2 protein-coding genes (1 of these 2 only partly in view) are annotated in these 22,786 nt (G+C 66.2%); both read left to right on the forward strand.

Going from position 1 to position 22,786, the window contains the following annotated elements; genetic code table 11:
- Positions 1 to 17,685, forward strand: coding sequence for a non-ribosomal peptide synthase/polyketide synthase (locus ACFYOW_RS35675; protein ID WP_387294436.1), 17,685 nt, complete (start codon positions 1 to 3; stop codon positions 17,683 to 17,685).
- Positions 17,685 to 22,786: the 5' portion of a non-ribosomal peptide synthase/polyketide synthase gene (locus ACFYOW_RS35680; RefSeq protein WP_387294437.1), read on the forward strand. Its footprint extends 20,101 nt past the window's final position; only the first 5,102 of its 25,203 coding nucleotides appear in the window; its start codon is at positions 17,685 to 17,687; the stop codon falls past the right edge of the window. The genes ACFYOW_RS35675 and ACFYOW_RS35680 overlap by 1 nt, the downstream gene beginning before the upstream one ends.

Raw genomic sequence — 22,786 nt, forward strand, 5'->3', positions numbered from 1 at the left:
GTGCACGGTACGGAGTTGGGTGGGGCGCGACCGGACGGGGCCGCGCGCCTGGCGAGTGACTGCTTACTGGACGCTCCGGACAACCGGCCGTTTCCGCTCGCACCGGCGCAGCTGGGGGTCTGGTACGCGCAGTTGCTCGATCCCGACGTGCCGATCAATGTGGCCCAATACGTCGACGTGCCCGGCGTGCTGGATCCCGCGATCCTGCAAGAGGTTTCGGTCATTGCGGCGCAAGAATACGAGTCGGTGCTGGTGCGCCTCGGCGAATCCGGCGGTGTGCCGAATCAGTGCGTAGATCACAGGAATTCGGTCGATATCCAGGCGATCGACCTGCGCGAGTACGCCGATGCGGTGGCTGCGGCGCACGAATGGATGCGGGCGGATGCGAGCGCGCCGGTCGACATGCTGACCGATCGGCTGTTCGCAGGCGCCGTGCTGCGGGTCGCGGACCAGCGGTGCTTCTGGTACCTGCGGGCGCATCACATCGTGCTCGACGGGTTCGGCGCGCTGACCAATACGCAGCGGGTGGCGCAGTTGTATACCGCCAGGGTGCTCGGCACCGAGCCGCAGGCGGTCCAGCCGGGGGCGATGGCCGAATTGGTCGAGGGTGAGCTCGCCTACCGGGACAGTTCGCGTTTCGAGACCGACCGGACGCACTGGGCCGAGCGGATCGCGGGGCTCGACGGCGCGACCAGTCTGAACGGGCGGACCGCACCGCGCGCGGCGACCAATCTGGTGGTGGAGCGGATATTGCCGGACGCGCTCGTGGATCGGATGAATACGCTTGCGGTGAACCAGGATTCGACGCTCGCGGTGGTACTGCTCGCGGCCTTCGCCGGATATCTCGGGCGGCTCACCGATCAGGACGAGGCGGTGCTGAGTCTGCCGGTGACGGCGCGCATCACCGCGCTCATGCGGCGGTCGGCCGGAATGCTGTCGAATATCGTGCCGCTGCGGCTCGCGGTCGACGGTACCTGGGGGGATCTGCTGCGGGCGGCGCGCGTCGAGGTGGCGGCTGCGCTGCGGCACCAGCGGTATCGGCACGAGGACATCCGCCGCGATGCCGAGCACGACGGGCGGCCCGCGCGCCGCGCGCTGTTCGGACCACTGGCCAACATCATGCTGTTCGGTAGCGAGCTGACACTGGGCGAAACGGTCGGCCGGTACCACGTGTTGTCCACCGGGCCGGTGGAGGATCTGAGCCTCAATGTCTATTACGGCGAGCGCGACAGCGTGCACGTCGATTTCGAGGCGAATCCGAATCTCTATGCCGCCGATGACATTGCGCGCCATCAGAGGCGATTCGTGCGGTATCTGGAGCGGCTGGTGGCGACCGAGGTCGATACGCCGATGGCGGCGGTGGCGGTGGCGACCGAGCTGGAACTCGAGGTCAGCACCCGGATCTGGAATGCGACCGGATTCGATGTGCCCGCGGCGGTCGCCGGTGCGCCGACGCTGGTTTCGCTGTTCGAGGCGCAGGTCGCGCGGACGCCGGATGCGGTTGCGGTGCTGTTCGCGGGTGTGCCGGACCTGACCTATCGGGAGCTCGCGGCGCGCAGCAATCGGCTGGCACGGCATTTGATCGGACTCGGCGTCGGGCCGGAGACGCTGATCGCGCTCAACATCCGCCGGTCACCGGAGCTGGTAATCGCCATGTACGCCGTGCTCGCCGCGGGGGCGGCGTATGTGCCGCTGGATCCGGATCATCCGGCCGAGCGCACCGCGCACATTCTGGCCACCGCGCGACCGGCATGTGTACTGACAACTGAAGCCGCGGAGTTTTCCGGAGTAACGGTGATCCGTCTCGATGAGCGGGATCTTGCGGAATATCCGGATGGTCCGGTCTGGGATCGGGAACGCACCGCCACGCTGCGGCCGGGGCAGCCCGCGTACGTGATCTTCACTTCGGGTTCGACCGGGCTGCCGAAGGGGGTGGCCGTCACCCACGAGGCGATCGTGAATCGGCTGGTGTGGATGCAGCAGCAGTATCGGCTGTCGGCGGATGATGTCGTACTGCAGAAGACGCCCGCCACCTTCGATGTGTCGGTGTGGGAGTTGTTCTGGCCGTTGCAGATCGGCGCGCGGCTGGTGCTCGCCGAGCACGACGGCCATCGCGATCCGGCCTACCTGCGGGCAGCGATCGACGAATATGGCGTGACAACAGCACATTTCGTGCCATCGATGCTGGAAGTCTTTCTGGCACAGTCAGAGTACGCAAATGGTACCGCGCTGCGTACGGTCTTCGCGTCCGGTGAAGCGCTGCCCGCGGCGCCGGCGCAGCGGCTGCGGGCGCTGACCGGTGCGCGGCTGCACAATCTGTACGGTCCCACGGAGGCGGCGGTGGACGTCACCTTCCATGAAGTGACCGATACCGATACCCTCTCGGTGCCGATCGGCGCGCCGGTCTTCAACACCCGGCTCTACGTGCTCGATTCGCGGCTGCGGCCGGTACCGGTCGGGGCTGCGGGCGAGCTGTATCTGTCGGGGGTACAGCTCGCCCGTGGTTATGTCGGCCGCCCCGGGCTCACCGCCGATCGGTTCGTCGCGGATCCGTTCGGGTCGGCCACCCGGATGTATCGCACCGGCGACCTGGTGCGCTGGACCACCCACGGTGAACTGGAGTACCTGGGCCGCACCGATTTTCAGGTGAAGTTGCGCGGGTTGCGGATCGAGCTCGGTGAGATCGAAGCCGTGCTCGGGGCCGTCAATTCGGTGGTGCGCGCGGTGGTCGTGGTGCGCGATGACGGAGTGGGCGAGCAGTTGGTTGCCTATGCGGTCGAAGCCGAGCCCGGCGCGGTGTCTCCCGCCGAACTGCGCACCGCGGCACTGCATGCGCTGCCCGCGTATATGGTGCCCGCCGCGTTCGTGGTGATGGATGCGCTGCCGGTCAATGCCTCCGGCAAATTGGATCGTGCCGCGCTGCCCGCACCCGAGCGGATCTCGAGCGACTACGCCGAGGTCGCGACGCCGGTGGAGGCCACGGTCGCGCGGGTGTTCGGTGCGGTGCTCGGACACGATCGGGTCGGGCGCGACGACGATTTCTTCGCGCTCGGCGGCAATAGTTTGGTGGCCACCCAGGTCGCGGCGCGATTGGGCGCCGAACTGGGCTGTCGGCTCGGGGTTCGCGAACTGTTCACCGCTACCACGGTGGCCGCACTCGCCGAACTCATCGAGCGGGCGGGTGGATCCAGTGGCGTGCCGGTGCTCGCGCAGCTGCGGGCGCGGCACCGGCCGCCGCTGGTTCCGCTATCTCCGGCGCAGCAGCGGATCTGGTTCCTCAACCGGTTCGAGACTTCCAGCGCCGGTTACAACATGCCGTTCGTGGTGCGATTGCGCGGTGCGGTCGATATTTCCGCACTGCGGCTGGCCTTGGCCGATCTGGTCGATCGGCATGAGGTGCTGCGCACGATCTTTCCCGTGGTGTCGGCTGGAGCGGCGGCCAAGCAGGTCGTGTTGTCCGCGGACGAGGTTGTCGTCGTGGGTGAGCCGGAGTCGATCGGTGCGGACGAACTGGACGACGAGCTGGCTCGGTTCGCGGCGCTCGGATTCGATCTGGAGCGTGAAATACCGATTCGGGCACGGATTTTCCTGGTCGATGACGAGAGCTGCGCGCTGGCGCTGGTGCTGCACCACATTGCCGCGGATGGCGTGTCGCTGCGGGTGTTGGCACGAGATGTGATGTCCGCGTATGGATCTCGGCACGCGGGCAATGGGCCGGAATGGTCGCCGCTTTCGGTGCAGTACGCGGATTACAGCCTTTGGCAGCATGAATTGCTCGGCTCGGCCGAGGATCCCGATGCCGCGTCGGCGCGGCAGCTGGAGTTCTGGACGTCCACGCTCGCCGGTGCGCCCGATCTGATCGAGCTGCCCGCCGATCGGTCCCGGCCTGCCGTCGCATCCGGGCGGGGTGCGGTGTTCGGTTTCGAAATTCCGGGCGACGTGCACGCCGAGGTCGTGAAACTTGCCCGTGACCAGGGTGTTTCGAACTTCATGGTGCTGCATGCCGCACTCGCTGTGCTGTTGTCGCGGCTGTCCGGAAGCGATGACATCGTCGTCGGCACGCCGGTGGCCGGCCGTGGTGAACGTGCGCTGGACGATCTCATCGGCATGTTCGTCAACACCCTGGTGCTGCGGACCGTGGTCGATGCCGCCGCCCCCTTCTCGTCGCTGCTGGCACGGGTGCGCGAGACCGATCTCGCCGCCTTCGGCCATGCCGAATTGCCATTCGAGCAGCTGGTCGATGCCATCAACCCGCCGCGCTCGCAGGCGCGGCATCCGCTGTTCCAGGTATTGCTCGCTTTCGACAATGCTGCGGACATCGCCTTCGAACTCCCCGATTTGTCGGTCTGCACCAGTACCCTGGACACCGGAGTGACCAAATTCGATCTCCAGCTCACGGTCACCGAAGGCTTCGCCGGTGCCGGACTCAGGGAAGGTTCGGCACCGGCGGGGGTCTGTGCGGAATTCAACTACGCCACAGATCTATTCGACGAATCCACCATCGCGGACTATGCGCAGTGGTTGGTCCGGTTGCTGCGCGCGATCGTGGTCGATGCCGAGCTGGCGGTGGGCGATCTGCCACTGCTGGATGTGGCGGGTCGCCAGCGCGCGATCGAGTGCGGAATCGCGGAGTCGTCGAGCCGTGTCGCGACGCTGCCCGCCGCGTTCGAGACGCAGGTGCGGCGGACGCCCGATGCTGTCGCACTGGTCGACGGGCATGGTGCGCTGACGTATGCGGAGTTCTCGCGGCGAGTGAATCGGCTCGCTCGGCGGCTGATCGCCGCCGGAGTCGGGCCCGAGACGCTGGTTGTGCTGGGTATGCGGCGGTCGGTGGAGTTCGTTGTCGCGGCCTATGCCGTACTGACCGCGGGTGGCGGGTATGTGCCGGTGGACCCGGATCAACCGGCGGCGCGGCGTGCGCAGGTCGTTGCCTCGGCTCGGCCGGTATGTGTGCTGACTCGGGCGGGTGACGGGTGGTCGATCGGCCCCTCGGTCCCGGCGGTCGATGCACGGGACTGCTCCGGTTATTCGGATGCGCCGGTGCGGGATTCGGATCGGCTGCGTCCGTTGCGGGCAACCAATACCGCGTATGTCATCTTCACCTCCGGATCCACCGGTTTGCCGAAAGGTGTTGCGGTACAGCATGCCTCGGTGGTCAATCAGATCGACTGGATTGCCGACGAATACGGCATCGGGGCCGACGATGTGGTTCTGTTCAAGACTCCGGCGACCTTCGATGTGTCGGTGTGGGAACTGTTCGCGCCGTTGACGCGTGGTGCGCGCATGGTGGTCGCCGAGCATGACGGGCATCGGGACAGCGCGTATCTGGCCGCGACCATCGCGGCGCACCAGGTGACGATGACCTCGTTCGTGCCGTCCATGCTGACGGTATTCGCCGATGCCACCGGTATTGCCGAGATCGCCTCGTTGCGTACGGTTTTCGTGGCGGGCGAGGCGATGACCGGTGAAGTCGCGGCCCGCTTCGCTGCCGTGTGCCGAGCCGAGCTGCACAATCTGTACGGCCCAACGGAATTTACGGTGCACGCCACCTATGCGCCCGTGGATCCGACGGTGGCGGGGGCGGTGCCTATCGGTCGGCCAGTGCGTTCGAGTCAGGTGCTGGTGCTCGACGCGCGGTTGCGGCCGGTGCCGGACCTGGTCGTGGGCGAGCTCTACCTTTCCGGCGTTCAGTCGGCGCGCGGATACCACGGTCGGGCGGAATCGACCGCCGAGCGGTTCGTTGCCAATCCGTACGGACCGGCCGGAGCCCGGATGTATCGGACCGGAGACCTGGTGCGGCGCAATCGGGCCGGTGATCTGGAGTACCTGGGGCGCAGTGACTTTCAGGTAAAGCTGCGTGGGCAGCGGATCGAGCTCGGTGAGATCGAGGCGGCGCTGGTCGCTGCCGACGATGTGCGGGCCGCCGCTGTTCGGGTGTTCGCGCACGCGGCGGGTGAGCTGCTGGTCGCCTATGTGGTCACGGACATGCCAGCGGCGGAGCTGGCCGATGTGCTGGGGCAGCGGCTGCGCGCCGTGCTGCCTTCGTACATGGTGCCGACGGCCTATGTCGGATTGGCGGAAATGCCGCTGACCAGCTCGGGCAAATTGGATCGCAAGGCATTGCCCGATCCGGTGCTGACCGCCGAGACCTTTCGTGCACCTGTCACGTCTGCCGAGCATGCGGTTGCCGAGGTGTTCGCGGCGGTGCTCGGTGTCGATCGGGTCGGGCTGGACGACGACTTCTTCGCACTCGGCGGAAACTCCCTGGTGGCCACGCAGATTGCCGCGCGCATCGGCGCGGCCATCGATGTCGATATTCCGGTCCGGCTGTTGTTCGAGCATTCGACCGTGGCGGCGTTGGCCGCGCATCTGCCCGGTTCGGGGCCTGCGCGACGGGCGTTGGTCGCGCAGGCCCGGCCCGATGTCGTGCCGCTCTCCTATGCACAGCAGCGGATGTGGTTCCTCAATCAGTTCGATGCCGCCTCGGTCGCGAATAACCTGACGGCCGCGGTGCGACTGGTCGGCGCGCTCGATCTCGGCGCACTGACGGATGCGGTCACCGATGTCATCGGCAGGCATGAGGTGCTGCGCACCAGATATCCAGCGGTCGACGGTGTGCCGCAGCAGGAAGTGTTGCCGGTCGAAGCGGTGCCGCTGGTGCCGGAGCCGGTCGACGCTACGGTGTTGGCTGATCGGGTTCGAGCGCTGGCGGCAATGCCTTTCGCGGTGGATCGGGAAGCACCGGTTCGACTCACACTGCTGCGCACTGGGACCGAGCACGTACTGGTTGTTTCCATCCATCACATCAGTGCGGACGGTTGGTCCATCGCGCCCCTTACTCGGGATTTGATGGTCGCTTACGCCGCACGTTGCGTGGGCGCGGAGCCGAACTGGGTGTCGCTGCCGGTGCAGTATGCCGACTACACGCTGTGGCAGCGGGAAACATTGGGTGCCGAGGACGATCCGGAATCGCTGATCGCCCGGCAGATCCGGTATTGGTCGACCGAATTGGCCGATCTGCCGGATGCGCTGGCACTGCCGGGGGATCGGCCGCGTCCGGCGGTCGCGTCGGGTCGTGGTGCGCGCTATGCCTTCACCATCGATGCCGCGACCCATCGTCGGCTGGGTGATGTGGCGGAGCGCGCGAACGCGTCCCTGTTCATGGTGCTGCACGCGGCGTTCGCCACGCTGCTGGCGAAACTCGCCGGGCAGCGTGATATTGCGATCGGGACCCCCGTCGCCGGTCGTGGCGCCGCCGAGTTGGATGGGCTCGTCGGGATGTTCGTCAACACCCTGGTGCTGCGGGCCGATGTGCGGCCCGAACTGACTTTTGCCGAATTGATCGCGGCGGCCCGCGATGGTGATCTGCGCGCCCTCGGACATGCCGATGTGCCGTTCGAGCGGCTGGTCGAGGTATTGAATCCGGAGCGTTCCGCGACCCGGCATCCGCTGTTCCAGGTCATGCTCGACTTCCAGAACACCGCGCAGACCAGTCTGGAGTTGGCCGGGCTCGCGGCCTCGATGCTCGATATCGACACGCGGACAGCGAAATTCGATCTGCAATTGACGCTGACCGAGTCTGTCGGCGCCGCCGGTATCGCAGCGATTTTCGAGTATGCCACCGACCTGTTCGACGCGCGGACAGTCGCTTCGTTCGCGACTCGGCTGCAGCGCGTGCTCGATGCGGTCGCCGATCCACACGTGCGGATCGGTGATATCGATCTGCTCGCCGATGACGAGCGGGCGATGATCCTCGACACCTGGAATGCGACTGCGCATCCGGTGGATGCCGAAACGACGCTGGTATCGCTGTTCGAGGCGCAGGCAGCGCGGACTCCGGATGCCATTGCGGTCACCTTCGAGGGCGAGTCGCCGGCCCACCCGTCACCCGATCACCACCCCTCATCGAGTGGCTACGCGACGCTGACATATGCGGAATTCGCGGGGCGGGTGAACAGGCTCGCGCGGCTGTTGGTGTCGATCGGGGTTCGTCCGGATACCACGGTGGCCATCGGCATGCGGCGATCGGTGGATCTGGTCGTGGCCATCTACGCCGTACTCACGGCGGGCGGTGCGTATGTCCCGGTGGATCCGGAGCACCCGGCCGAGCGGATCACCCAGGCGCTACGGCTGGCGCGTCCGGTGTGCGTGCTGACCCGCTCGGAAGATGGGCTGGATCTCGACACCGATGAGCGCTCGTGCGCGTGGGCGGTGCTCGATGTGGATTTGTTCGACACCTCCGACTATTCGGACGCCCCGGTCACCGATGACGATCGGCTCGGCTCCTTGGTGCCGGGCAATGCCGCGTACGTGATCTTCACTTCCGGCTCGACGGGGCGGCCGAAGGGAGTCGCGGTTTCGCATGCGGCGATCGTCAATCGTCTGGTGTGGATGCAGGACACTTACTCGCTGACCAGCGATGATGTCGTGCTGCAGAAGACGCCCGCCACCTTCGATGTGTCGGTGTGGGAGTTCTTCTGGCCATTGCAGGTCGGGGCGCGTTTGGTGGTGGCGCGGCCGGATGGGCATCGTGATCCGGCGTACTTGGCGCGGGTCATTCGCCGCGAAGGAGTCAGTGTCGCGCATTTCGTGCCGTCGATGTTGGTGGTGTTCGTCGCGGAACCGGCAGCGGCTGAATGTGATTCGCTGCGGACGGTATTCGCGTCGGGAGAAGCATTGGCGCCGAAGCCTGCGCATCGGCTGCGTGAGCTGACCGATGCGGCAGTGCACAACCTGTACGGCCCGACCGAGGCGGCGGTGGATGTCACCAGCCATGAGATCACCGATGCCGATGTGGATACCGTGCCGATCGGTGGGCCGGTATTCAACACCCAGGTCTATGTGCTCGATGCGCGGTTGCGTCCGGTGCCGGTGGGGGTTGCGGGCGAGTTGTATTTGGCCGGTGCGCAATTGGCGCGCGGGTATATCGGGCGGCCGGATCTGACCAGTGATCGGTTTGTCGCGAATCCGTTCGGCCATGGTGCGCGGATGTATCGGACCGGGGACCTCGTGACCTGGCGTGCGGATGGGGCGCTCGAGTATTCGGGGCGCACCGATTTCCAGGTCAAGCTGCGTGGTCTGCGGATCGAGCTCGGTGAAATCGAAACCGCGATCACCGGCTTGGATTCGATCGCGCAGGCGGTGGTGGTGCTGGGGGACGGGCAGCAACTGGTCGCTTATGTCGTCGCGGAGACCGAGGTCGATACCGATGCCATGAAATCCGCTCTCAGCAGGCAACTGCCCGCGTATATGGTGCCGTCTGCGTTCGTCGTGCTCGATGAATTTCCGCTCAATGCTTCCGGCAAGCTGGATCGGAAGGCCCTGCCGGCACCCGTGTTCGAGGCTGCGGTTTTCCGGGCTCCCGTCACGGTGACCCAGGAAATCGTGGCGCGGACCTTTGCCGAGGTGCTGAATGTCGAGCTGGTCGGTCTCGACGATGATTTCTTCGCACTCGGTGGAAACTCACTCAACGCCAGCCAGGTCGTGGCCAGGTTGGGGGCAGCGCTGGATATGCGGCTGCCGGTGCGGATGCTGTTCGAGGCGCCTACGGTTGCGGCATTGGCGGCCGCGACGCAGGCGCATGAGGCACGCGGCTATATCGCGTTGAGCGCGCGCCCGCGCCCGGCGCGGATTCCGCTCTCACCGGCTCAGCAGCGCATGTGGTTCCTCAACCGGTTCCTTGCCGACGATTGCGCCGGTCCGGGCGATGCCGTGGACAACATCCCGGTGGCGCTGCGGCTCACCGGTGATCTGGATGTGGCTGCACTATCCGCCGCGCTGGCGGATGTGGTCGCTCGGCACGAGACCCTGCGGACGATCTATCCCGGCGGAACCGATGGTGCGGAGCAGGTGATCATCGCTGCGGCTGTTCCGCCATTGCAACCGGAGCTGATCACCGGAGCGGAACTCGAGCGACACCTTTCCGCATTCACGGCGATGACTTTCGATCTGACCACCGAGGTGCCACTGCGGGCCCGACTGTTCACCGATGGTCGCGAACACGTGCTGGCAATTGTGCTGCACCATATTTCGGCCGACGGATTCTCGCTCGGACCGCTCGCGCGCGATCTCATGACCGCCTATACCGCGCGTCGAGATGGCATCGTGCCCGCATGGGCGGCATTGCCCGTGCAGTATGCCGACTACACGCTCTGGCAGGCCGAAACACTGGGTGACGATGCGGATCCGGAGTCGCAGGCGCACCGGCAGCTCGCCTTCTGGCGGCGCGCGCTGGCGGGTCTGCCCGAACAACTCGAGCTTCCCACCGACCGGCCGCGACCGGCCGTCTCGTCGTATCGCGGTCACACCCACCGGCTCCGCATCGACTCCGATCTACACAGTGAACTGCGCGAACTGGCCCGCAAGCGGGAAACGACGCTGTTCAGCACGATGCATGCGGCGCTGGCCGTCTTGTTGTCCCGCTTGTCGGTGAGTGACGATATCGCGATCGGCACGCCGGTCGCGGGTCGCGGTGATGCCGCGTTGGACGGGCTCGTCGGGATGTTCGTCAACACCCTGGTATTGCGCACCCAGATCGACACCAGGGCGCGGTTCGAGACGGTGCTGGATACCGTGCGCGCACGGGATATCGAGGCGCTGTCGCATGCGGACGTGCCGTTCGAGCGGCTCGTCGAGGTCATCGCGCCGACACGGGTACAGAATCGGAATCCGCTGTTCCAGGTGGTGCTGACTTTCCAGAACTTCACGTTGCCGCCGCTCGAACTCGCCGATCTCGTGGTGCGTCCGGTCGAATTCGACGCGGCGGCAGCGAAATTCGATTTGCAGTTCACGGTGATCGAATCCGATGACGCCGATGGCCGTGCCGATGGCATGGAGATCGAGATCACCTATGCGACAGATCTTTTCGACGCGGAGACGATCGCGGTGCTCGGTCGCCGTTTCACCCAGGTGTTGGCCGCCATCGCCGCCGATGCCACGGTCGTGGTCGGGGATATTCAATTGCTCAGTGCCGAGGAACAGCATCGCGCACTGTACGAATGGTCCACTCCGACAAGGGCCTATGTCACCGAAACCGCCACGCTGGCCGACCGGTTCGCGCTGGTCGCCGCGATCGATCCGACAGCGGTCGCCGTCCGGGCAGGGACGCGATCGCTGACCTATGCCGAACTCGACGCCTGGTCGAACCGGCTGGCCCGGCGGTTGATCGCGGCCGGGGTCGGACCGGAAGCGCTGGTGGCGGTGGCGCTGCCGCGGTCGTTAGAACTGGTCGTCGCGTTGGTCGCGGTGATCAAGGCGGGCGGCGGTTATCTACCGATCGATCCGAATTATCCGGCGGATCGGATCGAATACGTACTCGATGACGCCCGGCCGATCTGCGCGATAACCAGCGCCGGAACCGATTTGGCACCCGGTTGGTTCGGTGGGCCGGTGATCGATATCGCTGCCGCGAATCAGTGTTCGACCGCCATCTCCCGGGCGGAGCGACGCAGGCCGCTGAATCCGGCGCATACGGCTTACGTCGTCTACACCTCCGGATCTACCGGGAACCCGAAGGGCGTGGTCATCCCGCACCGCAATGTGTTGCGTCTGCTCGATAACACTCGGTGCCACTTCGAGTTCGGGCCCTCGGATGTCTGGACCCTGTTCCATTCCTACGCCTTCGACTTCTCGGTATGGGAGCTCTGGGGTGCGCTGCTGCACGGCGGCACGCTCGTGGTGGTCGACTACTACACCTCGCGATCACCGCAGCAGTTCCTGGAACTGCTTGCCGCGGAACGGGTGACGGTGCTGAACCAGACGCCGTCGGCCTTCTATCAACTGATTGCCGCGGAGCCTGCCGAACTCGCCTTGCGCTATGTGATCTTCGGCGGCGAGGCATTGGAACCGCAGCGGCTGGTCGGCTGGTTCGCTCGGCATCCGCGGTCGCCGCGACTGGTGAATATGTACGGCATCACCGAGACCACCGTGCATGTGTCCTTCCGGCCGATCGAGGCGGGTACCGGCTCGGCGAGTGTGATCGGTGGGGCCATACCCGGATTGGTCGTGCGGGTGCTCGATGCGCGGCTGCGGCCGGTGCCGGTCGGGGTGCCCGGCGAGATCTACGTCTCCGGTGGTCAGTTGGCGCGTGGCTATCTCGGACGGCCCGCGCTCACCGCGAGCCGGTTCGTGGCCGATCCGTACGCGGGGAATGGTGCGCTGGCCTATCGGTCCGGTGACCTCGCACGGTGGACGGCCGACGGCGAGTTGGAGTATCTGAGCCGGGCCGACCAGCAGGTGAACCTGCGTGGGTTCCGCATCGAGTTGGGGGAGATCGAGGCGGCGCTGCTGGATGCGAGTGCAGCGGTGCGCGAGGTGGCGGTGGTCGTGCGCAGCGATCTGGTGGATGAGCCGCGCATTGTCGCGTATGTGGTCGGCTTCGACGCGGTCGATCGGGCGCAGCTGCGACAACAGCTCGCGCGCAGGTTGCCTGAGCACATGGTGCCCGCCGCGATCGTGGCGGTGGATCGAATTCCATTGACCGTCAACGGAAAGCTGGATCGAGCGGCGTTGCCCGCGCCCGAGTTCGAGGCGACGACCTATCGTAAGCCCGGGACTGTCGAAGAGGAGATCGTCGCCGGGGCTTTCGCGGATGTGCTCGGAATGGACGGTCTGATCGGCGCGGATGACGACTTCTTCGCCCTCGGCGGTTCCTCCCTACTGGCCGCGAAAGCCGCCGCTCGCATCGGGGCCGCGCTAGGGCGCACCGTCGGAGTCCGCGCATTGTTCGAATCACCGCGGGTCGCCGACCTCGCCGCGGCGGTGAGCGCGACCGATATGGCTGCGACCAGGCCGGCGCTGGTGGCCGGCGCCCGTCCGGACCGGATTCCGCTCTCCCCGGCACAGCAGCGCATGTGGTTCCTCAACCAATTCGACCAGCACTCCATTGCCTACAACATTCCGTTGGCGCTGCGGCTCACCGGCGCGTTGGATATCGCGGCGCTACGGGGCGCGGTCGCGGATCTGATCGGCCGACATGAATCGCTGCGGACGCGGTATCCGGAAGTCGACGGTGCGGCGACCCAGGTGATCGTGCCGGTCGTGCAGGCGATCCCATCGCTGTATCCGATAGATATCTCTGAAGCCGAACTGCCGGAACGGATTCGGGAGCTGGCGGCCACCACGTTCGATGTGACCGCCGATATCCCGGTGCGGATGCGGCTGTTCCGGATAGTGGGGCGTGCGGAGTTCGTATTGGCGGCGGTGCTGCATCACATTGCCGCGGACGGATCCTCGCTCGCGCCATTCGTCCGTGATCTGATGCTGGCCTACAGCGCACGCCTGGACGAAAGTGCGCCCGGCTGGACACCGCCCGCCATGCAGTACGCGGATTACGCACTGTGGCAGCGGCAACTGCTCGGCCGCGAGGATGAGCCCGAATCGCTTTCGGCACAGCAGATCGCGTTCTGGACCAGGACGCTGGACGGACTGCCGGATCAACTGGCGCTGCCGACCGATCACCCGCGGCCCGCGCGGCAGAGTTTGCGCGGCGCGAAAGTGGAGTTCGCGATCGACGCGCGGTTGCACAGCGCGCTCGTCGCGCTCGGACGACGCAGTGGCGCAACGCTGTTCATGGTGGTACACGCGGCATTCTCCGCACTTCTCGCTCGGCTGTCGGGCAGTTCGGATATCGCGGTCGGTACGCCGATCGCCGGCCGGGGCGATGCGGAACTCGACGATGTCATCGGCATGTTCGTGAACACGCTGGTGCTGCGTACTCGGGTCGATGGCGGTGAAAGCTTCGATGCGCTGCTGGAGCGGGCCAGAGCAGTCGATATCGCCGCGTTCTCGCATGCGGATGTGCCGTTCGAGCGTTTGGTGGAGGTGCTGAATCCGGAGCGATCGACAGCGCGGCATCCGCTGTTCCAGGTCGGGCTTTCGTTCCAGAATCACGAGCGCGGTGAATTACGGCTGCCTGGGCTCGAAGTTCGAGAACTCGAATTCGACAGTGGGGTCGCGCAATTCGATCTGCACTTGTTCGCCATCGATCACTACGGTGCGGACGGCGCGGCCGAGGGCATCGATCTCGCGCTCGGATTCGCGACGGACTTGTTCGAGCCCGCTAGTGCGCAGCGGTTCAGTGCGCAGCTGCTGCGAGTGTTCGAATCGGTTGTTGTCCAATCGGACACGGCTGTCGGTGAGTTGGATCTGCTCGGTGCGGCAGAGCGTGCGCGGTTGCTCGAGGAGTGGAACAGGACCGCGCATCCGGTGGCCTCGGCGACATTGGCGGATCTTGTCGATGCTCAGGTGGCGCTGACGCCCGAGTGTGTCGCGTTGATCGATGCGAGATCCGATTCATTGCTCACCTATGCCGAATTCGACGCTGCGGTCAACAGGTTGGCGCGCAAGTTGATTGCCGACGGGGTCGGTCCGGAGGCGACCGTCGTGCTCGCCATGCGACGCTCGGTCGATTTGGTTGTCGCCGTGTACGCGGTGGTGCGAGCCGGTGGTGCGTATGTGCCCATCGATCCGGATCATCCGGTCGACCGCATCGCGTACGTCATCGAGACGGCCGCGCCCGCGTGTGTGCTCACCACATCACGCGATGGTTTGCCCATCGAAACATCCCTTCCCGCAATGGAAGTGGATCGACTCGAGTTGGCTGACTACGCGGCGACTCCGATTACGGATGACGAACGGGTGCGCCCCTTGCGGCCCGAGCACCCGGCATATGTCATCTTCACATCCGGGTCGACCGGACTGCCCAAGGGCGTCACCCTTTCGCACGCGGCGATCGTCAACCAATTGGCCTGGCTGCGTGACCGATTCGCACTCGGGCCACACGGGAGTGCGCTGCTCAAGACTCCGGCGACGTTCGACCTGTCGGTGTGGGAGTTCTGGTCGGTCCTGACGACGGGTGGTCGCCTGGTGGTGACCGAGCCCGGCACCGAACGCGATCCGGATCGGCTGCTTGCCCTGATCGAACGGCATGCGGTGACGGTGCTGCACGCCGTACCGTCGCTGGTCGGCATGCTGCTCGCGGTATCGGATGCGCCGCTGCCGAATTCGCTGCGGCAGGTGCTCGCCATCGGTGAGGCGCTGCCGCCCGCCACCGCGATCGAATTCCGTCGTCGAGCCGAATATTCCGGCGCGCGACTGTTCAACCTGTACGGCCCGACCGAGGCAGCCGTGTCGATCACCGCCTTCGAAGTCGATGCGGACCCGACCCATATCGTGCCGATCGGCGCGCCCGCCTGGAACAGCCGGGTCTACGTCCTCGATTCGCGGTTGCAGCCGGTCCCGGTGGGTGTGACCGGCGAGTTGTATTTGGCCGGGGCGCAATTGGCGCGCGGCTATCAACGCAGGCCCGCGCTGACGGCGGACCGTTTCGTCGCGGATCCCTTCGCGAGCGCCGTCGGCGCGACGATGTACCGGACCGGCGATATCGTCCGCTGGCGTTCCGAGGGCACGCTGGAATATCTGGAGCGCGCCGACTTCCAGGTCAAGATCGGCGGCTTCCGGATCGAGCTCGGCGAGGTGGAGGCCGCGCTGCTGCGGCTGCCCGAGGTGCGCGCCGCCGTTGCGGTGGCGCACGCTGGAACTCGGCTCATCGCCTATGTTGCGGTGCCGGACTCGACCGCTGCTGCCGAATTGGCCGGTGCGTTGCGTGCGGCGGTGGCGACAGAGCTGCCCACCTATATGGTGCCCGCCGCGATCGTTGTGCTGGAGTCGTTGCCGCTCAATGCCAATGGCAAGGTCGATCGGGCCGCACTGCCCGAGCCGGTATTCGCAACGGCTGCTTTCCGCGCACCGACCAGTGAGCTGGAGCGCTTGGTCGCGGCCACCTTCGTCGAGGTGATCGCGGCCGAGGAAATGGTCGGGCTGGATACCCACTTCTTCGCAGTCGGGGGCAATTCGCTGGCGGCTACCCGGCTGGCGGCACAGTTGGGCGCGGCACTCGGAGTGCGGGTCCCGGTGGCCGCGGTATTCGACGCACCGACCGTCGGGCTGCTCGCCGCGCGACTGGCCGAACTCGGGGACGCCGATGCCAAGCCCGCGCTCACTCGGCGCTCCGGCAGCGCGCCTGCCCCGCTTTCGCCGGCACAGCAGCGGATGTGGGTGGTCAACCGGTTGGCCCCGGACTCCTCGGCCTACAACATCCCCGCCGCACTGCGGTTGACCGGCGTATTGGATATCGCTGCCCTCGGCGCGGCAATCCTGGACGTGATCGAACGCCACGAAACCCTGCGCACCCGATATCCGGATGCCGAGCCCGAGCCGGTGCAGCAAGTACTGGACGTTGCCGAGGTCGATCTGGAACCGATCCTGTTGGCACAGGGTGATATCGACGCGCGCATCACTGAATTCGTCGCCGCCGGTTTCGATATCACCTCGGCACCACCGGTCCGCGCGGCATTGTTCCGCACCGACGTCGATGAGCATGTGCTCGTCGTGGTGCTGCACCACATCAGCGCCGACGGCTATTCCGTCGCCCCGATGACGCGGGATCTCATGCGTGCTTACCTCAGCCGGATCGCGGGCAATGCGCCCGACTGGGAGCCACTGCCGATCCAGTACGTCGACTACAGCGTCTGGCAACGTGCGGTGCTCGGCTCCGATCGCGATCCGAACAGCCTGCTGTCCCGGCAACTCGGCTATTGGACAACGGAATTGGCGGGCTTGCCCGAGGTACTTCCCTTGCCGACCGATAGACCGCGCCCGGCGCGCCGGAATATGCGCGGTGCCACAGTCGGTTTCGAAATCGACACGGTATTCACCGCGCGATTGGACACGATTGCCCGTGCGCACGGCACAACGCTGTTCACCCTGATCCACAGTGCGTTCGCGGTCCTGCTCGCGAAACTGTCCGGCACCACGGATATTGCCATCGGCGCACCGGTCGCGGGGCGTGGCGAGCGTGAACTCGACGATCTGATCGGCATGTTCGTGAATACCGTCGTACTGCGGACGGAGGTCGACGCACGCACTGGCTTCGCGGATCTGCTTCGCCAGGGCCGAGATCGCGATATCGCGGCGCTGTCACATGCCGACGTGCCGTTCGAGCGGGTGGTCGATGCCGTCGGCCGGACCAGGTCCAGCGCCTATACGCCGCTGTTCCAGGTGATGTTCACCTTCCAGAACATGGCGTCCAACCGCGTCGCATTGCCCGGGCTCGAGGTCGAGGTGCTCGATCTCGCGCTGGCGGAGGCCAAATACGACCTGCAGCTCACCGGCATCGAGCTGTTCGATGCGGCCGGTGATCGGGCCGGATTGGGTATGCGATTCGGTTACGCGACCGACATTTTCGATGCCGCAACGATACGGCTGTTCGCCGAGCGATTACTCCACATATTCGAGGTAATCGTGGAAGACCCGGCTATCGCGATCCGCGCCATCGACCTTCGCGATGCCACCGAACAGTCGCAAAGCCCTGCGGTTCCGGCCGACCTGCCCGTACTGATCAAAACTGCCGCCGAAATCAATCACCGTGCCGTTGCTTTCACGCATGACAAGCGCGCGGTGACCTTCGGCGAGCTTGCCGCCAAGCTCGCGACGGTTGCCAAGGCCATGGGGACCACCGCGAAACCGGAAGCGCTCATCAATGTCGCCTTGGCCGGGCTGGTGCCCGGCCTCCTGGCCGCGCTCGGCGGCAGTGGTCTCGCCGCAGTCCTGCGGTCCATGCACACCGAGGCGCGGGCCGTGCTCTCCAACTCGGATCCGGAAGTCGATTCGGAAGGAATCAACTGATGTCCCAGGCAGAATCGGTCGCATCCAGCAAACTCGGCAATCGTATGGCCGCATACGATCATTCGGCACTGCGCCGCGCGTACGGCCTCGACGATCTCCCCATCCTGATCGATAAGGTCGCCGAATTGGATCCGGAGCGGGTCGCCCTGCGCCACGACGGCACCACCATCACCTACGGTGTGCTGGCCACCGAAATCATGGTGCTGGACGAGGCGATGGGTGGCGGTCTCGGTGCCGACGCACTGGTATCGGTCGTGGTCTCCAGCCAACTGCCCGCCCTGCTGGAGTCCGGGGACGGCGCACTCGGCACCGTCCTGGAGCAACTGCTCGATGACGCCCTGACGGCGGCGGCGCACGTGCTGCCGTCGATATTCGCGCCGATCGAGACCCTGGTCAGTGAATTCGAGGCACAGGTGCGCCGGACACCGGACGCGGTAGCCCTGGAATACGCGGGTGCGACCTTGGCCCACCCGTCGCCCGACCACAACCCCTCATCGAGTCGCTACGCGACGCTGACATACGCGGAGTTCGATGACCGGGTGAACGCCCTCGCGCTGCGGTTGATCGACCTGGGTGTCGGCCCGGACAGCCTGGTGGGACTCGCCGTTCGACGCTCGGTCGACCTGCTGGTCGGCATGTACGCGATCCTGAAGGCGGGTGGTGCGTATGTGCCGATCGATCCGGAGCATCCGGCCGAGCGCATCGGCTACGTGCTCGAGGTCGCCGCACCGGTCCTGGTACTCACCACGACCCACGACCAGCCCGAGCTCGGATCGGGTATCCCGGTACTGCGGATCGACGAATTCGACACCGTCCAGGTAGGGGCGTCGATCGATGACCGCCCGCGTCCGTCGGCGGACAATACCGCCTACGTCATCTTCACCTCCGGATCGACCGGACGTCCGAAAGGTGTTGCGGTATCGCACCGTTCGATTCTGGCCAATCTGCGGTGGCGACAGCGGCTGTATCGACTGCGCGGCGACGATGTGGTGCTGCAGAAGACGCCGTTCACCTTCGACGTCTCGGTATGGGAATTCTTCTGGCCGTTGCAGATCGGTGCGCGACTGGTGATCGCGGCGCCGGATGGTCATCGCGATCCGGCATATCTGGCGCGCACGATCGCCGAACGCGGCGTCACCGTCGCGCATTTCGTGCCTTCCATGCTCGCGGTATTCGTGGCCGAACCGCAGATCGAAAGCGCGGCACGGACCTTGCGCCTGGTATTCGCCTCCGGCGAGGCGCTACCGGCCGCCACCGCGGCCGCCTTCCGCGATTTCAGCGGCGCGACACTGCACAACCTGTACGGCCCCACCGAGGCCGCCGTCGATGTCACCGCGCACGAGGTCACCGCCGCCGACAGCACGACCGTGCCCATCGGTGCGCCCGCCGATGACACCGAATTGCTGGTGTTGGACGACAATCTGCGGCCGGTGGCCAGTGGGGTCGTCGGTGAGCTCTATCTCGCCGGCGTGCAGCTGGCCCGCGGCTATGTGGCCCGTCCGGGACTGACGGCCGACCGGTTCGTGGCCAATCCGGAAGGTGCCCCTGGTGACCGGATGTATCGCACCGGCGACCTGGTCCGCTGGCGCACCGATGGCGGCGGCGGCCCGGACGAACTGGAATATCTGGGCCGCATCGACTTCCAGGTCAAACTGCGCGGGCTGCGCATCGAACTCGGCGAGGTCGAGGCGGCGCTGCTGCGCAATGAGCAGGTCACGCAGGCCGCGGTACTGCTGCATCGGCATGCGGGCGGTGATCATCTGGTCGGTTACGTGGTGGCCGACGGTGGCGTCACCATCGATCCGGCCGCGGTGCTCGAATCGACGCGCCGGGACCTACCGGACTACATGGTGCCGTCGCTGGTGGTTGTCCTCGACGAAATGCCGGTCAATGCCAATGGCAAGCTCGATCGGCGCGCACTGCCGGAACCGGTATTCGGAACGGCGGCATACCGGGAACCATCGACCGAGGCAGAGGTAGCCGTCGCCGAGATCTTCGGCCTGCTGTTGGAGACGGAACGGGTCGGCGCGGACGACGACTTCTTCGCGCTGGGTGGCAACTCGCTCATCGCTACCCGCGCCATTGCCCGAATCGGGGCCGCGCTCGGCATCACCGTCGATGTCCGCGATTTTTTCGACCGCCCGACGGTAGCGGCGCTGGCCGGGCTGGCACGCACCGGACCCGCACGACCGGCGCTCACCGCAGCCGCACGGCCACAGCACATTCCACTGTCCCCGGCGCAGCGGCGCATGTGGTTTCTCAACCGGTTCGGGACGCACACCGAATCCGCCTACGTCTTCGATACCGCAGCGGTGGACAATATTCCGGTCGCTCTGCGGCTACGCGGCGCACTCGAGGTCACCGCCCTGTCCGCGGCGATCACCGACCTCGTTGCCAGGCACGAGATCCTGCGCACCGTCTATCCGCAGACCGCCGATGGTCCGGCTCAGGCGGTGCGGCCGGTGCACGCCGCGTTCGACCTTTCGCCGAGCGATATTCCCGATGCCGAACTCGCCGCCGCGGTATTGGCCTGCGCGGTACAGGGATTCGATGTCACCGAGGAGATTCCGGTCCGGGTACGGCTGCTGCGCAGCGGACCCGAGGACCACACTTTGGTCCTGGTGGTGCATCACATCGCCGCCGACGGTGTCTCGATGGGACCGTTGATGCGCGATCTCGTCACCGCCTATGCGGCCCGTCGCGCCGGACGCCGACCGGACTGGGCGCCGCTGCCTGTGCAGTACGCGGACTACGCGTTGTGGCAGCAGCAGGTGCTCGGCAGCGAGCACGACCCGGAATCGGTGGCCGCACGCCAGCTCGAATTCTGGGCCGCCGAATTGGCCGACCTGCCCGCACAGCTGGATCTGCCCACCGATCGGCCCCGCCCCGCCGTCGCGTCCTACCGCGGGGCGACCCATGAGTTCGCCATTGACGCGCAGCTACGCCATGCGATCGACCGGATTGCCGCCCGCAGTCGAGCCACGCCCTTCATGGTGGTCCATGCGGCGCTCGCCGTCCTGCTCGCGCGGCTGTCCGGTACCGCCGATATCGCCATCGGCACACCGGTCGCGGGACGCGGCGATCGCGCCCTGGACGACCTGGTCGGCATGTTCGTCAATACCCTCGTGCTGCGTACCGAGGCACGGGGCGAGCTGAGCTTCGCCGACCTTGTCGCCCATGCGCGCGAGCGCGATCTGAATGCCTTCGCGCACAGCGATATTCCCTTCGAGCGTCTGGTCGAGGTGGTGAACCCGGCGCGTTCCCGGGGCAGGCATCCGCTGTTCCAGGTCGCGCTGTTCATGCAGAACATCGGCCCGATCGCATTGACTATGCCCGGCCTGAACGCGGAGCTGGTCGATTTCGATCCCGGCTTCGCCAAATTCGATCTGCAGCTGACCCTTTCCGATATCGAGGCGGGATACCGCGCCGAATTCACCTATGCCACCGACCTGTTCGATGCCGCGACGGTGCGCGAGTTCGGTATCAAATTTCTCCGGCTGCTGCGCGCGGCGGCCGCCGATCCGGACGTCACGGTCGGCGATATCGAACTTCTCGACGCGGGTGAACTCGATTACGTCACCGCGAGCTGGAATGCCAGCGGGCACAAGGTCGCCGATCAATTTCTGCACGAAGGGTTCGACAGCCAGGTTCGTCGCACGCCGAATGCCGTTGCCCTGGTATCCGATACCGCCGAACTCACCTACACCGAAGTCTCCGAGCGGGCCAATCGCCTCGCGCGCATGCTGATCAGCACCGGCGTCGGCCCGGAATCGCTGGTGGTGCTCGCGATGCCGCGCTCGATCGAGCTGGTCGTCGCGATGTATGCGGTGCTGCGCGCCGGCGGCGCCTATGTGCCGGTGGATCCCGGGCATCCGGCCGAACGCATCTGGCACATTCTCGATATCGCCCGGCCGCATTCGGTACTCACCACGCGCGGTACCGGCTTCGCCGTCCCCGCGATCGTGCCGCCGAGCGTGCACCTGCACCATATCGACGAACTGAACCTTTCGGAGTACTCGGCGGCGAATATCCCCGACCGCGAGCGCCGCGCGATGCTGCGGCCCGAGCACCCCGCCTACGTAATCTTCACCTCCGGCTCGACGGGCCGACCGAAGGGCGTATCGGTCGAGCACCGCGCCATTGCCAACCAACTCGCCTGGATGCACGCCGAATATCGGCCGCGCGTCGGCGATGTCTATCTGCAGAAGACCGCGACCACCTTCGACGTTTCGCTGTGGGGATACTTCCTGCCGCTGCGCGCGGGCGCGACCCTGCTCCTCGCCACGCCCGATGGCCACCGCGATCCGCGCTATCTCGCGGAAACCATTGCCCGCCACGGCGTCACACTGACCGACTTCGTGCCATCGATGCTCGTGGTTTTCGCCGCCCATGCCCAAGCGAACGAACTCGATTCGCTACGCGATGTATTCGTCATCGGCGAGGCCTTGCCGCCGGAGACCGTCGCGGCCTTCCACGCGGTGAGCGATGCCGCGCTGCACAATCTGTACGGCCCCACCGAAGCGGCCGTATCCATTACCTATCGCGAGGTCACGGTCGACGACGAACTGGTGGCGATCGGCGAGCCGGAGTGGAATTCCCAGGTGTACGTGCTGGATGCACGACTGCATCCGGTACCGATCGGGGTACCCGGCGAATTGTATTTGGCCGGTGACCAGCTGGCCCGCGGCTATCACGGCCGGGTGGATCTGACCGCGGATCGCTTCGTGGCCAACCCTTTCGGCCGAGCGGGTGCGCGAATGTATCGCACCGGGGATCTGGTGCGCTGGAGCGCCGATGGGGAACTCGTCTACCTCGGCCGGATGGACTTCCAGGTGAAGTTCCGCGGTCAGCGCATCGAGCTCGCCGAGATCGAGACGGCACTGCTCGCGGTGCCCGAGGTGAGTCAGGCCGCGGTACGGCTGATCGATGGCGACTATCTCGCGGGGTACGTGACTCGCACGCCGGGCAGCGTTTTGGATCTCGAGGCTGTCAAGGCCGGGCTGGCCCGGCGTCTGCCTGGATATATGGTGCCGACCGCACTGGTCGAGCTGTCCGAATTCCCGCTCAACAGCAGCGGCAAGCTGGACCGCAAGGCGCTGCC

It is taken from the genome of Nocardia sp. NPDC006982 (assembly GCF_042869435.1).
Taxonomy (GTDB): domain Bacteria; phylum Actinomycetota; class Actinomycetes; order Mycobacteriales; family Mycobacteriaceae; genus Nocardia.